General features: G+C 70.2%; 10 protein-coding genes. 4 read left to right on the top strand and 6 right to left on the bottom strand.

From position 1 onward, the window contains the following. Nucleotides 1-24: 24 nt before the first annotated feature. Together AB0I21_RS26200 and AB0I21_RS26195 are read left to right on the top strand one after the other, a co-directional pair. Nucleotides 25-2,229, top strand: coding sequence for a hypothetical protein (locus tag AB0I21_RS26200; protein ID WP_360564949.1), 2,205 nt, complete (start codon nucleotides 25-27; stop codon nucleotides 2,227-2,229). Between the two features lie 80 nt (nucleotides 2,230-2,309). After that, the gene (locus tag AB0I21_RS26195; RefSeq protein ID WP_360564947.1) at nucleotides 2,310-2,672 is read left to right on the top strand and encodes a hypothetical protein; all 363 of its coding nucleotides are present in this window, start codon (nucleotides 2,310-2,312) and stop codon (nucleotides 2,670-2,672) included. A gap of 55 nt (nucleotides 2,673-2,727) precedes the next feature. On the opposite strand, the gene AB0I21_RS26190 is transcribed toward AB0I21_RS26195, so the two are convergent. The 3 genes from AB0I21_RS26190 to AB0I21_RS26180 all read right to left on the bottom strand — a co-directional run bounded on the left by AB0I21_RS26190 (nucleotide 2,728) and on the right by AB0I21_RS26180 (nucleotide 5,551). Beyond that, nucleotides 2,728-3,798: a hypothetical protein gene (locus AB0I21_RS26190; RefSeq protein ID WP_360564945.1), complete on the bottom strand. Its 1,071-nt coding sequence runs from the start codon at nucleotides 3,796-3,798 to the stop codon at nucleotides 2,728-2,730. Continuing rightward, the gene (locus AB0I21_RS26185) at nucleotides 3,795-4,319 is read right to left on the bottom strand and encodes a SigE family RNA polymerase sigma factor (protein WP_344509406.1); all 525 of its coding nucleotides are present in this window, start codon (nucleotides 4,317-4,319) and stop codon (nucleotides 3,795-3,797) included. The genes AB0I21_RS26190 and AB0I21_RS26185 overlap by 4 nt, the downstream gene beginning before the upstream one ends. Before the next feature lie 83 nt (nucleotides 4,320-4,402). Then, entirely contained in the window at nucleotides 4,403-5,551 is a 1,149-nt protein-coding gene (locus AB0I21_RS26180; RefSeq protein WP_360564943.1) for an MFS transporter, read from the bottom strand. Nucleotides 5,552-5,633: 82 nt separating this feature from the next. Here AB0I21_RS26180 and AB0I21_RS26175 point away from each other — a divergent pair, with 82 nt between their 5' ends. After that, complete coding sequence (locus AB0I21_RS26175; RefSeq protein WP_360564941.1) at nucleotides 5,634-6,077, top strand: GNAT family N-acetyltransferase; 444 nt, start codon at nucleotides 5,634-5,636, stop codon at nucleotides 6,075-6,077. Between the two features lie 57 nt (nucleotides 6,078-6,134). Here the strand turns inward: AB0I21_RS26175 and AB0I21_RS26170 are convergent, their stop codons facing one another. Together AB0I21_RS26170 and AB0I21_RS26165 are read right to left on the bottom strand one after the other, a co-directional pair. Beyond that, nucleotides 6,135-6,566 (bottom strand): Rieske (2Fe-2S) protein, encoded by a 432-nt coding sequence (locus AB0I21_RS26170; protein WP_344509748.1) that lies wholly within the window; start codon nucleotides 6,564-6,566, stop codon nucleotides 6,135-6,137. A 154-nt stretch (nucleotides 6,567-6,720) separates the two neighbouring features. Further along, nucleotides 6,721-10,266, bottom strand: coding sequence for a ThuA domain-containing protein (locus AB0I21_RS26165; protein ID WP_360564940.1), 3,546 nt, complete (start codon nucleotides 10,264-10,266; stop codon nucleotides 6,721-6,723). A 524-nt stretch (nucleotides 10,267-10,790) separates the two neighbouring features. Here AB0I21_RS26165 and AB0I21_RS26160 point away from each other — a divergent pair. Next, a complete protein-coding gene (locus AB0I21_RS26160) occupies nucleotides 10,791-12,053 on the top strand; it encodes an ABC transporter substrate-binding protein (protein ID WP_360564938.1) in 1,263 nt (420 codons plus the stop codon). A gap of 18 nt (nucleotides 12,054-12,071) precedes the next feature. Here AB0I21_RS26160 and AB0I21_RS26155 read toward each other — a convergent pair whose 3' ends face one another. Next, a complete protein-coding gene (locus tag AB0I21_RS26155; RefSeq protein WP_360564936.1) occupies nucleotides 12,072-13,742 on the bottom strand; it encodes a sigma-70 family RNA polymerase sigma factor in 1,671 nt (556 codons plus the stop codon). Between the last annotated feature and the right edge of the window lie 299 nt (nucleotides 13,743-14,041).

Raw genomic sequence — 14,041 nt, 5'->3', positions numbered from 1 at the left:
GTGGGCGCGGCAGGTCGTCAGCCGGTGAGCCTGGCGGATCTGGACCCGGCGCAGCGGGAGCTGGTGCGGCTGCGCGAGGCGCATCTGCTGGAGGTCGAGACCGGCTTCAGGGCCGGGAATTCGCTGGTTGCTGGGCCGGGCGAGCCTCGGCCGGGCTATGACCCGGCGGCCACGACGCTGGGCGAACGGCGCCGTGCAAAGGTCGCGGAGCTGCGGGCGCTCGGTGCGCAGGTCGCGCTGCTCGGGTTGGGGCAGGTCAGCGAGCGGACGCTGGAGCGGATGGCGGCGGCGTGGCGCCGGGACGGGACCGCGGGGTTGATCGACCGGCGGCTGGTCCGGGTCAGTGGCGGGCACCCGAGCGTCGACGAGCGGGTGGCGGAGGCGATCCGGGCGGTGCACGCCGAGACCGTGCACCGGTCCCGGATCTCGATGACGACGCGGGAGCGGCTGATCCGCCACTACGTAACGGAACGGTTCGGTCCGGACGTTGCGGTGCCGCATCACACGACGTTGCGGCAGGTGTGGTTCGACTGGTTCGGTGCCGGCCGCGCCCGGCAGCGGTATGTCCGCTCCGCCGCCGTCACCGACCCTGCTGTGGCGCGGGTGGTGATGCACCGGCCGGGCCAGGTGGTGGCCCTCGATACGACGGTGCTGCCGGTGCAGGTCCGTGACGGCGTGTTCGGTGATCCGGTATCGGTGCACCTGACCCTCGCCATGGACGTCTACACCCGGTCGTTGGTCGGGTTCCGGCTCACGCTGGTCAGCGACACCGGCATGGACGTGGCGATGCTGCTGCAGGAGGTGATGACCCCGACCCCGATGCGTCCCGTCTGGGGCCCGGAGCTCGGCTGGGCCTACCCGGGGATCCCGGCGGAGGTCGTGGAGCAGCTGGCCGGGTATCCGGTGGCCGGCATGCCGTTCTTCGCGCCGGAGACGGTGACGACCGACCACGGCGCGGTCTACAAGAACCTTCATCTGGTCGAGGTGCAGCGGGTGCTGGGCTGCAACATCCTGCCCGCCCGGGTGCTGCGCCCGACCGACAAGCAGACCGTCGAGCGGGCGTTCGGCGCGATCCGCAGCCTGCTGCTGGAGCTGCTGCTCGGCTACACCGGCGTCGACGTCGCCGACCGCGGCGCCGACCCGCAGGCCGACGCCGTCTACACGATGGACGAGATGGAGCACCTGCTCGCGACGTGGATCGTCGGGGTGTGGCAGCGCCGCGAGCTCGGCGAGCACGCCCCGGCCTGGGACCCCGGCGGCAGGCACAGCCCGAACACCCTGTTCGCTGCGTCCCTCGCCCAGCACGGGTTCGCGCTGCAGGTCCCGGACCCGCAGTTGTACTACCAGCTGCTGCCCGTCCACTATGTGAAGATCCACGGCCGGCGCGGCGTGAAGATACGCGGCCTCTGGTACGACGGGCCCGGCCTCGACGGTTTCCGCGGGACGCTGTCCAGCCGCGGCGGCCGCCACCGCGGCACCTGGGCGATCCACCGCGACCCCCGCGACTGCCGGCACGTCTACTTCGCTGGCCCCGCACCCACCGACCGGTCCGACCCAACTGGCCAGCCCGGCCAGTTCGGTCCCAGCGCGATGACGTGGCATCGACTGCGGTGGACCGGGTTGCCACCCGACGGCGAGGTCCCGGCGTTCTCCGACGCCCGGGTCCAGGACCTGCTGCGCGAGGCAGCCCGGTGCGGGTTGAAACCCCGCGACGACCTTGAGCTGCTGCCAGTACTGCTGCAGCTGATCGCCGCCCGCACCCCGGTCACCGCGTGGCCTACCCGGCGGCCGAAGCCACTACTGGGAACTCCGCGCCGCCCTCCTGCCACACCTCAACGAGCTCGCCACCACGATCGACAACCAACAGATCTCCGCCAACTAGCGTGCAAAATCGCCGCCAACTATCGCGCAAAGTCACACACCGCCCTCCTGTACGCCAACAGCGCCGGCATCGCCCTCATCGGCCTCCCCGCGGCGGTGTTCGCCGCCGCCGCCGCGACCCTGCTGCGCCACGCCCGCGCCCCGCTGGCCACCACCGCCCTCGGCTGGCTCGCCGCCGCGCTACTGACCACCGGCGCCGCCTACCCGCTCGCCGGGAGTGCACATGGTCCACTGTGGACCGTGCGGTTCGTGAGCTTCCTGACGCTGGCCGTCTTCGTCCTGGCAACCTCCGCCCACCTCTTGGCCCGCCAGCAGGACCGACAGCCGCACCGACTCCCGATCGATTAGCCGGGCGACCGTCATCGCTCGGGAATTCGAAGCATCGTCTTCGCCGTCCCGCCGACTCGAGGTGCCACTAGGGTGGCGTGGTGGGCTACGACTTCGGCGGCTATGCGCTCGACGACTGGCAGATGGAATCTGTCCGGCTGGTCATGCTGGAAGCCGGTGCGATCGCCGGCGGCGGTCAGGAGCGGTTGTTCGGCAACGAGCGGTTCGCGCCGTCGCCCGAGTCGCTGCCGGTCGCGCACTTCAGCTCCCCGGGCGGCTGGCAGGTGACCCCGGGCCAGTGCGCGTTCATCGCCGGCCGGCTGCGGGCCGCCCTCGACGCCGACCTGATCGGCGACATGGCCCTCTTCTACTCCGAGCAGCCGACGCAGCTGCGTGACTGGGTCGAGGAGTTCGCCGGCTTCAACGAGTCGGCCGCCACCACGGGCGGCTACCGGGTCCAATGACGTCCGCCCCGTCCGGGACGGGCCGGCCCGCAGCACGGGCCGGCCCGCGGCGGCGTCAGAAACTGAGTTCGGCCGCCGCGCCGGTGAGGCCGGCCGACGGGCCGAGCTGCACGGCGGTCACGTCGGCGGAGCCGGGCAGGCGCACGCTGCGGCTGACCGCGCCGGTGGTGATGTCCAGCAGTTCGATGACGGCGTTGCGGTCCGCCCCGCGGCCGAGCACGGCGACGGTGGTCTCGTCGTACCAGCCGACGGGCGTCGAGCGGGCCGGCACGGTCGCGACGACCTTCCCGGACGTCGCGTCGTACACCGGCGACGCGTGGGGCTGCGCCGACATGATGGTCGAGGCGTCCGTCAGCACGTACCGGCGAGACGGCGAATAGCACGTGGCGCCCTCGACCGACCCGCCGTTGCCGTCGAGGCGCGCGCCGGGGGTGCCGTCGGGCGACAGGTACTGCAGCGGGCCCGGCTCGACCGTGTTGTCGGTCTGCGTGCCGCGCACGAGGACCAGGTAGCGCCGCGAGTCGGCGGCCCAGCCGACCGTCGCGCCGAGGAGGTCCAGCGGGACCGGGGTGTTCGTGACGTGCCGGTCGGCCACGTCGACGCGGTGGGCGGTGAAGTGCACCGTTGGGTCCTTCTCGATCGAGGTCCACAGCACCGCGGTGCCGTCCGGCGACCACGACGGGCCGTTGCCGGCGGGGACGTCGACCCATTCGACGGCATCGCGGCCGCGGTCCAGCAACGCGGCCCGGTCGGCGAGGCCCAGCCGGCCGTTGTCGTTCACCGCCGCGCGGGTCAGGTCAGGGGACAGGACCACGGTGAACGGCAGCTCGCGGTACTTGCCGAGGGCCGGGTCGAGGATGCTGGAGCGCTCCTCGCGGGTGTAGACGTGCGCCACCTGAGGGCCGCCGCCGGGCGCGGCGGGCGCGGGTGCGCCGGGGTCCATCCGCGTGCCCGGCCCGCGCGGCAGCAGCGCGGGGACCGCCAGGGCAGCGGTGACCGCGACGGCGGCCGCGATCGCCACGGTGCGGGTGCGGCGGCGCCGGCGGTCGGTGTCGAGGACGGTGTCCGCCAGGCCCGGCGGCGGCACGAGGTCGGCGGGGAACGGAACGTCTCGCAGGTGCATCATGGCGCGGTCCTCACCATCGGGGTGGTCGCGAGGTCGGGGTATGCGGCCCGCAGCTTCGCCAGGGCCTTGGACGCCTGGCTGCGCACGGTGCCGAGGGAGATGTCGAGCAGCTGGGCGACCTCGGCCTCGGAGCGGTCCTCGTAGTACCGCAGCACCACGACCGCCCGTTGCCGCGCCGGCAGCGTGCGCAGCGCGTCGAAGACGCCGTGCCGGACCACGGTCTCGGCGGCGTGGTCGTCGCCCGCGGCGCGGTCCGGCGTGGCCGGCACCAGCGTCTCGGGCCGCCGGGAGCGCAGCCGCCAGCGGTTGATCTGATGGCGGTACATCGCCGTGCGCACATACGCCTCGGGATGCTCCCGCCGGCGGATCGCGGCCCACCGCCGGACGGTGCCCAGCAGGGCCGTCTGCAGCAGGTCCTGCGCGAGATGGGTGTCGCCGGTCAGCAGGTACGCCGTGCGCAGCAGCGCGGCCGACCGGGTGGCCACGAACTCGCGGAATTCCCGCTCGTCCTCCGGGCTCATCCAGTTTCCTCTCCGTCGTGGCAGTGCCTCACCCACTCAGACACCGCCGTGGGCGGATGCGATGCCAGACGACGCCAGGAAGGTCAGCGGGAGGCGGGGCGGAGGGCGGTCGCGGTGGCGGCGACGAAGAGCGACAGCACGACCGGGATCGCGAGCGCGCCCGGCAGGCCCGTGACGGTGCTGGCCGCGCCGATGAGCACCGGGCCGAGCAGGAAGCCGAGGTAGCCAAGGCCCACGACCCGGGCCAGGGCACGGCCGGCGGCGTCGGGGTTGCGGTCGCCCGCGGCCGAGTACACCTGCGGCGCGATGAGCGCCATCCCCGCTCCCAGACAGGCGAACCCGGCGACGCCCGCGACCGGCTCGGCGATCAGCAGCGCCGCGCCGAGCCCGACCGCCGCGAGCAGCCCGCTGGCGCGGACCACGGTGACGGGGCCGAAGCGGGCGGTGAGCCGGTCGCCGACGAGGCGGGTGAGCGTCATCGCGACGGAGAACGCGGCGAAGGCGGCCGCCGCGAACCCGGCCGAGCTGCGCAGGTCGTCGCGGAGGTAGACGGCGCTCCAGTCGGCGGCGGCGCCCTCACCGACGAGTGCGCAGCAGACGAGGACGCCGAGGAACAGCACGCCCCGGACCGGCCCGCGAGCCTCTTCCGGCGAACTGCGGGACGAGGTCCAAGAACCGTCGGGCAGCGCCCACCACGCGGACCAGGCGGCGAGGGCCACCGTCACGCCCGCGACGGCGGTGAACGTCGTCCGCGGCCCGACGCCGGCGTGGGCGAAGAGCCCGCCGGCGCTCGCGCCGATGAAGCCGCCGATGCTGTACACGGCGTGGAACGAGGACATGATGGGTGTGCCCCAGGCCCGTTGCACGTCGATCGCGTTGGCGTTCATGGCGATGTTCAGCGTGCCGTGCACCGCCCCGAACACGAACAGCGCGGCGGCGAGGGTCACCAGCCCCGGCGCGTACGCGGGGAGGATGAGCACCAGGCCCTCGGCGACCGCGACCGGCAGCATCACCCGCCGGCTGCCGAACCGGTCCACCAGCCGCCCCGTGGCCTGCATGCCGGTGATGGCCCCCGCGGCGAACGCGAGCAGCGCCACGCTCAGCGCCCCGTCGTCCAGCCCCAGGTCCCGCTTGATCGCCGGGATGCGGACCGTCCACACGCCGAGCGTGACGCCGAAGAGCAGGAACAGCAGGGCGGTCGCGACCCGCGCCCGGACGAGGAGGGAAGACACGGGGCCGCTCCAGCGGGCGAGAAGGGAGGATCTTGCCGATTCTGCCGCACGGATCGTACCGGCGCCCGTCTAGGATTTCGGGGTGCAGTTCCGCGAAGCCGTCCACGACGACCTGCCCGCCATCGTCGCGCTGCTGGGCGACGACGTGTTGGGCAAGGACCGGGAGGCGGCGGCGGTCGACGAGGTGTACGAGCGGGCGTTCGCGGCCGTGACCGACGACCCGCGCAACGAGCTGGTCGTCGCCGACGACGGCGGCGAGATCGTGGCGGCGCTGCAGGTGACGTACATCCCGGGGCTGGGCAGGCACGGTGCGGAGCGGGCGCTCGTCGAGTCGGTCCGGGTCCGCGCCGACCGGCGGGGGCAGGGGCTCGGTGCGGAGCTCATGACGTGGGTCGTGACGCGGGCCGGTGAGCGTGGCTGTGCGCTGGTGCAGCTGACCACCGACAAGCGGCGCACCGACGCGCGCCGGTTCTACGAGCGGCTCGGCTTCGTCGCCAGCCACGAGGGCATGAAACGGGACCTGTAACTGCCGTGCTGGCCGGCGCCGACGACGACCAGAACGACATCACTGGGGTCCCGCCGGTCAGGCCTGGGTGATCCGGCCGGCGTCGACCTTGATGGCGATCTCCTTCAGTCCGGTGGTCGCCGGCCCGCTCATCCGGGCGCCGTCGGCGATCGCGAACGTCGAGTTGTGCGCGGGGCAGGTGGCGACGCCGTCCTTCGGCGCCGTGACCTTCACGCCCTTGTGCGGGCAGGCCGCGTTGTACGCCTTGAACGTGCCGGCGACCGGCTGGACGATCAGGACGTCGCCGACGACCTCCCCGCCGCCGACCGGGATCTCGGCGGTGCTCGCCAGGCTGGCCGCGGGCGCGGGCGCCGTGCTCTCGGCGGGAGGGGCGGACGTTGCCGGGGCGGCCGCCGCCCCTGAGGAAGCAGGCTCGGAGCCGCAGGCCGCGAGCAGGGCCGTGGCGCCCGCCCCGGCGAGCAGCGCCCGGCGGCCCGCACACCATCGCATCGACACAGTTGAGCTCCTTCCGTGGGTTACCGATCCCGCACGGTACGCATCAACTTCATCGACCGCAATAAATTGCATGGTTCTTTCATGCCCCGTTAAGGCACGACGCCGGCCCCCGCGTCATCGCGGGGGCCGGCGCCGGGACCGGAAGGGGTCAGGCCAGGGTGAACCTCCACTGCTGGTTGGTTGCGCCGTGGCAGGTCCACTGGAGCAGGCGGGCGCCGTCGTCGACGGAGTTGCCGTTCACGTCCACACAGAGTCCACTTTGGACGTTCTTCACCGTGTACACGCCGGAGGTGCCGGTCGGGGTCACGATGAACTTCTGGTTGTTGCTGTTGTTGCAGGTGAACTGCTGCAGGAAGGCGCCCGCGGCGGTGGAGCCCCCGACCACGTCGAGGCACTTGCCGCTGTGCACCGCCTTGAGGTAGACGGCGCCGCCACCGGCGTCGACCGCCTGCCACTTCTGGTTGTTGCCGCCGGTCGGGGCCCACTGGATGATCTGGGCCTCGTCGGCGGTGGAGACGCCGTTGACGTCGACGTTCTTGCCGCTGTGCTGAGCCGTCATCGTCCACGTCTTCCCGGCCACGCCGCCGGTGCCGGGCGTGCCCACGCCGGCCCCGCCGAAGGTGAACGAGTCGAGGTCGAAGCCGTTGTTCGCGCTGTTCTTGAACACCATGTAGAGCGTGTGGGTGCCGGACAGCGCGGCGGTGTTGACCGTCGCGGTGTTCTGGTAGTTGTCCCACCCGGTGGTGTTCGGGACCGTCGTCGTCGCCAGCAGGGTGCCGGTCGGCGAGTCGGCGCGCAGCTCGATGGAGCCGCCGCCGGTCGGCGAGGAGACCCGGTAGGTGACGTTGGTGATGCCCTGCAGGCTCATCGGGTTGAACGAAATCCAGTCGTTGTTGGAAATGTCGCCGATGCGCTTCGTGCTCTCCGCGCCGGCCTGGTCGATGACCCGGATGCCGGACTGTGCGGTGAAGTACTCCGCCTGCTTGTGCTTCGGTTGCAGGATGGCCTGGCCGTAGCCGGTCAGCGGGGCCGCGCCGCCCGCGCCGCCGTTGTCGGTGTACTTGGCGATGAGGGCGTAGAACAGGTTCGCGCCGTCGGGGTGCCCGCCGAGCAGGTCGGTGGAGATGGTCCCGGAGCAGCCCGGGTACTCGGTGGTCTCGTGCAGGTGGTCGTCGTGGCCGAGGGCCGGGTTGACGTACACCTTGGAGCAGTCGATCGCCGCGCCGCCGGGGTCGGTGACGGTCACCGTGTAGGCCACCTGGTCGCCGAAGTTGAGCATGCCGCCGTTCACCGGGGTGCTGACCGTGACGGTCGGCGCGGTGTTGCCGACGGTGATCTGCACGTTGGCGAAGCCGGTCTTGCCGGTGTTGTCGGTGACCTTCAGCTGCGCGGTGTAGTTGCCGTTGGCGGTGTACGTCTTGGCGGGGTTCGCCGCCGTCGACGTGGTGCCGTCACCGAACGTCCACAGGTAGCTGATCGTGTTGCCCGGGTCGGGGTCGATCGAGCCGGCGCTGGAGAACTGCACGCTCAGCGGGGCATTGCCGTTGGTCACGTTGGCGGAGGCCTTGGCGATCGGCGACCGTCCACCTTGGACGTAGTCGATGCGGTACAGGCCGGAGTCGTTGTTGCCGCCGCCGAAGTTGGAGCCCCACTCGAGCAGGTACAGCGAGCCGTCGGGGCCGAACTCCATGTCCATCGGCTTGTTGAAGTTGCCGCCGGGCAGGAACGTGTTGGTCCGGGTGACGGCCGTGTTGCCGTCGAAGTGGACCTCCTTGACGAAGTTGCGGGCCCACTCGTAGAAGAAGTGGACGCCGTCGTAGTACTGCGGGAACTTCGTCGTGGACGGGTTCGAGGCGTTGTACCGGTAGACCGGTCCGCCCATCGGCGCCGAGCCGCCGGCACCGAGCTCCGGGAAGTTGGTCGAGGCCGGGTAGCCGTACCACATGTTCGGTGCGACGATCGGCTTCAGGTTGACCAGGCCGGTGTTGTTGGGCGAGTTGTTGACCGGCGCGGCGCAGTTGAACTTGGCGCCGACGACGCCGGTGTCGGGGTTGTACGGCGCGTAGGGCTGGTTGTCACCGTGGCAGAACGGCCAGCCGTAGTTGCCGGCCGCCTTGATGACGTTGAGCTCGACCAGGCCTTCCGGGCCGCGGTTGGTGGTGGGCGGGTTGCGGTCCGGTCCGTAGTCGGCCAGGTAGACCCAGCCGTTGGCCGGGTCGATCGAGAACCGGAACGGGTTGCGGAAGCCCATCGCGTAGACCTCGGCCCGGGTCTGGGCGGTGCCCTGCGGGTAGAGGTTGCCCGACGGGATCGTGTAGCCGCCGGCCGCCGCGGGCCGGATGCGCAGCAGCTTGCCGCGCAGGTCGTTGGTGTTGCCGGCGGTGCGGGCCGCGTCCAGGTTGGCCTTGCCGGACCGCCAGTCCAGCGGGGCGTAGCCCTGCCAGTTGGGGTCCAGGTTCGGCGGGGTGTCGTCGCCGGTACCGATGTACAGGTTCCCGTCGGGGCCGAAGGCGATGTAACCGCCGGTGTGGCCGGGCTCGGGGAACGTGCGGTCCCGGTAGGCCGGGATGTCGATGATCGTGACCCCGCTGGACATGTTCAGCGTGTCCCCGCTCAGCGTGTACCGCGAGACCCGGTTGATGTCCGTGGTGCTGCTGGCCGGCGAGTGGTACAGGTACACGTAGCCGTTGGTGGCGAAGTTCGGGTCGAGCGCCAGGCCGGTGAGGCCGTCCTCGCCGCCGGTGTAGACGCTCAGCGTGCCGGCGGTGACGGTGCTGTTGGTGCTGGGCTTGAAGATCTTCACCTGCCCGGCGCGCTGGATGTAGAGCACCCGCCCGTCGGGCGCGACGGCGAGCGCCATCGGGTCGGCGGTGTTGTCGTCGAGGGTGCGCTTCTCGAAGTTGCCCCAGACGGTGCCGCCGCAGTCGCCCGCGAGGTTGCCCGCCGCCCACCGGATCCCGCCCAGGACGTGGTTGCGGAAGAACGTCTCGCTGTAGGACTCGATGGCGTGGCCCATGGCGGTGGTCCACACCCGGCCGCCGGAGGTGTTGCGGCACCAGGAGATCGGGTGGTCGCTGCCCATGGCGCGGGAGCCCGGGTTGTACGTGCGCTCGTCGGCGGTGACGAGCACGTGGACGTCGCCGCGCGGGTTCTTGTCGAAGTTGTACCACTCCTCGCTGCGGTTCCACCGGTCCGGCAGGCCCGCCGTGGACGGGTGGAACTTGTCGGCGACGATGGCCTGGCCGGCCAGGACGCCGGGGGAGTGCTCGGGCATGTGCGCGCCCGCGTTGACCGTCTGGTCCCACCACGGGTACTCGGTGTCGATGCCCATGTCGGTGGCGTTGTGGATGGCGACGATGCCCTTGCCGCTGGCCAGGTAGCCCTCGACGGCCGAGCGCTGGGCCGTGGTCGTGAACACCATGCCCGACGTCTGCAGCATGACGAGGACGTCGTAGGTGGCGAGGTTGGCCGGGGTGAAGACGGCGGAGTCCTCGCTGAACACCGCCTCGAAGTTGTTGGCGGCGGCCTGCTGCTGGATCATCTGGATGCCGGCCGGGATCGAGTCGTGTCGATACCCGACGGTCTTGGTGAACACCAGCGCGCGGAAGGCGGGCGCCGCCGACGCGGGCTGGACGAGCGCCATCGACAGCAGCATGCCGACGATGGTGCCCAGGATCAACGTGCTTCTTCGCATGCCGTTTCCTCTCGGCGGGACAACGCGATGCGGGCCATGGGCGCACGACAGCACCACCCGTGGACAGGGTTGAGTGACGTGTGAGTGATCCGGTCGAGTCGGCTGCCGTCCGCCGCGACGGAGAGTGACATCGACTGGATGGAGACGCGTCAGCTGCCGTGACGAGGAGTCACATCGATGGGGCTCTTCTGTCATGGCTCGCGGCGCCAAGCCTGCTCTGGCGAGCCTTTTGAAGTCAATACGGACAACAAGTGGGCAGCTCATAACGCTTTTTCCGCAGATCGTTTCGGCGCCCGGGGCACGGTTTTGTAGCTGTTTCATCTTGATCGTGTTACGTCATTGCCAGCCGCCGCCCCGACCTTTAACGTGGCGGACACGATCTTTTGTCTCGCTCAGCAGAAGTGCTGCGTGTGGCATCGGAAGATCTAGCGATGTGAAGTCTGGTGCCTACTTTGAGTGCTGCTCGGGTTGCGATCGCCGGCGCGGTCGCGCCCGAAGGTGACACACCGTTAGGAGAAATCGCCATGGCATCGACCTCGCTGCTCACGCTCCGAAGTGTTGTCGAGGCACCCCATTCCATTGGAGAACACGTGAGACGATCCACGTCCGTCGTCGCGGCGATGAGCGCTGCGTTGCTGATTCTGACCGGTTGTGCCACCGATGAGCCCACCACGTCCGCGTCCGGCGCCGCGTCGTCGACCGCGGCTGCCGGGTCGGGGACTGGTGAGCAGTCGAAGTTCTTCGTCCAGGCTGACTATGACAATGAGTTGTCGTTGTTGCAGGCCACTGCGACTGGCCCCGCTGACAAGCCGTGGGAGCAGGTGCTGAACCCGAAGCTGGTCGACACGGCCAAGTACAAGAAGGCCGGCCCGTACAAGGTGTGCTTCTCCAATGCTGCGTTGAACAATCCGTGGCGGCAGGTCGGGTTCAAGGTGATGCAGGCCGAGGTCGAGAAGCAGAAGAGCCTGATCAAGGAGTTTGTGCACGTCGACGCGGAGGGTAAGGACAGCAAGCAGATCGCGGATATCAACGACCTGCTGGGCAAGGGCTGTGACGCGCTGATCGTGTCGCCGAACACCACCGCGACGCTGACTCCGGCGGTGGAGGCGGCGTGCGCGAAGGGTCTGCCGGTCATCGTGTTCGACCGTGGTGTGGACACGAAGTGTCCGGTCACGTTCATCAACCCGATCGGCGGGTACGGGTTCGGTCACGTCGGTGCGTCGTTCCTGTCGGAGAAGGTCAAGCCCGGCGGTAAGGTTCTCGCGTTGCGGATCCTGCCTGGTGTCGATGTCCTGGAGACTCGCTGGTCGGCGGCGAAGGTGCAGTTCGACAAGGCGAAGGTCAACGTGGTCGGTGTGGAGTTCACCGATGGTGACCCGGCGAAGACGAAGAAGATCGTCAACGACTACATTCAGCGGTACGGCACGATCGACGGTATCTGGATGGACGCCGGCGCGACCGCTGTCGCCGCGGTCGAGGCGTTCCAGGATGCCGGTAAGCCCGTCCCGCCGATCAACGGTGAGGACCAGCTGGACTTCCTGAAGCTGTGGAAGGACAAGAAGCTGACCGCGATCGCGCCGACCTACCCGACCTACCAGTGGCGCACCCCGATCATCGCCGCACTGAAGATTCTCAACGGCGAGCAGGTGTCCAGCCCGTGGAAGCTGCCGCAGCCGACGATCACGCAGGACAACCTCGACAAGTACGTCGACGCCAACATGCCGCCGCTGCACTACGCCATGTGCGGCTGCACCGACCTGCCCGGCTACCCCCAGCGCTGGAAGTAGAAGGAGCCGGGACGCCGATCACACCTGCGTGAATCGCCACTGCTGGTTGGTGCTGCCCTGACAGGTCCATTGGACCAGCCGCGTGCCGTCGGTCGCCGCGTTGCCGAAGACGTCGACGCACAGTCCACTCAGGACGTTCCTGATGATGTAGACGCCCGCGGTCGCCGTCGGGGACGGTGCCGGCGTCGCGACAGGCACCGGTGTGATGGTGAATCGCTGGTTGTCGTCGTCGTTGCACCGGTACTGCTGCAGGTACGCCCCTGCGGTGGTGGAGCGGGCGGCGACGTCCAGGCACTTGCCGGAGTGGACGGCTTTGATCGTGACGGTGCCACCGCCGGCGTCGATGACCTGCCACCGCTGGTTGTCGGCGCCGGTCCCGGGCCATTGAATGACCGGGGTCCGATCGGTGTCGGAATGCGCCTCGACGTCCATGAGCTTGCCGCTGTGCTCCGCGGTCAGCGTCCACGTCCGCCCGGTGATCGGCGTGGTTCCCGAAGGGCTTGGCCCCGGTGTCGAGGATGCGGTGGGCTCGCGGGTGACCGGTGCCGGTCCTTTGGTCGTGGATCCGGTGGTGGCCGGTGGTCGCGGCGGTGTGGGCGGTGGCACCGCGACGCGGGTGGGCGCGGGTTCCGCCGGTGGCGTGGACACCGCGATCGGCGTGATGACGACACCGGCCACGATGACCGTGCCCGCGACGAGGGAGACGATGGGATGTGCCGCTACGGCAGCCGCGACCTTGCCGGTCAGTGAGAAGTGCGCGGCGCCGGAGGCGGCGTGCGCGAACGAGCCCGCCGCGCCCGTGGCGGCCGCCGGAAGCAGGCCTTTGGCCATGAGAGCGGCGATGAGCGTGGCCGGGACGGGAAGCACGGCGAGGGCCGTGATGATCTTGTCGATCCTGATCAGGTCTGCCGTGGTCGCGGTGCAGACGGCGCAGTCGCGGATGTGCCGGGCGATCCGTTTGCGCCAGACGGTCGACGGCTGCCCGTCCCATTCGGACACGACGGTGTCCAGGCGGGCGCAGCGAGGCTCGGCGGACAGGGCGCTGACGATTCCCCGGCACCGCTCCAGCTGCTCGCGCATCCGCTGCAGACGGACACCGGCGTGCGCGACGTTCACCCCCATGGCTTCGGCCACCTCGGCGCGGCTCATGAGTTCCGCCGTCTCCTGCCACCACAACGACAGCAGTGTCCGGTCGTCCGGATCCAGCCATCGGCTCGCCTCGGACAACCGGCGTCGCTGCTCGGCGAGCTGCATGTGCAGCACTGTCGTGCGCTCGATGTCCGCCGCGCTGTCCGCGACGTCGGCCGCCTCCTCGATCGCAGTGGTCCGCGCTGCCGCGGACTGCCAGCGGTCCCTGTGCCGGCCGATCTGATGCATCGCCACGGCGGCCAGCCACGGCCGGAAGCTCTCAGGACTGCGCAGGCCCGGCAGGTCTCGCAGCACCAGCAACAATGTCTCCTGCACGACATCGTCCACGTCGGCGGGGCTGCTCACGGCCCGGCCGACGATGTTGTACAGCAGCGGCAGGCACGCCGAGATCAACTCGTCACGCGCGTCCCTGCTGCCGGCCTGCGCGGCGATGACCAGCGGCGCATAGTCGCCCCGGAAGGTCAGGGGCGGTACAGATGACGGCTTCCGCAGCCGGGGCGCCGGTCCGCCGTGCATGTCAGGTCCCACAATCGCTGTCATGAATGCGCAGATCGTGCATCGGCCCATCACAGTGGCGACGGAAGGCGATGGTGTCAAGATCCCGTCGCAGAGCGGTCCATTGCGCGAATGGGCATAACAAGTTTTCCGGCAGCGATTCGGTGACATCGCGACGGACAGTCACGCTGGGGGTTCCCGAGCTGTGGCTGCGACACCGAGTGGGCTGGAGTCATCCTCGGAAGTCCGATATTTTGGCCCGTACCAGCAGCTCAAGCGCCGTATCGTGAGCCGGCGGGCGGGGAAGCGCTCTCTGCACCCTCCTCCGTTGGGCAGGCCGACAT

It is taken from the genome of Dactylosporangium sp. NPDC050588 (assembly GCF_040654975.1).
Classification (GTDB): domain Bacteria; phylum Actinomycetota; class Actinomycetes; order Mycobacteriales; family Micromonosporaceae; genus Dactylosporangium; species Dactylosporangium maewongense.
The sequence above is the reverse complement of the archived record's forward strand: the minus strand, read 5'-3'. Positions and strand labels throughout refer to the sequence as shown.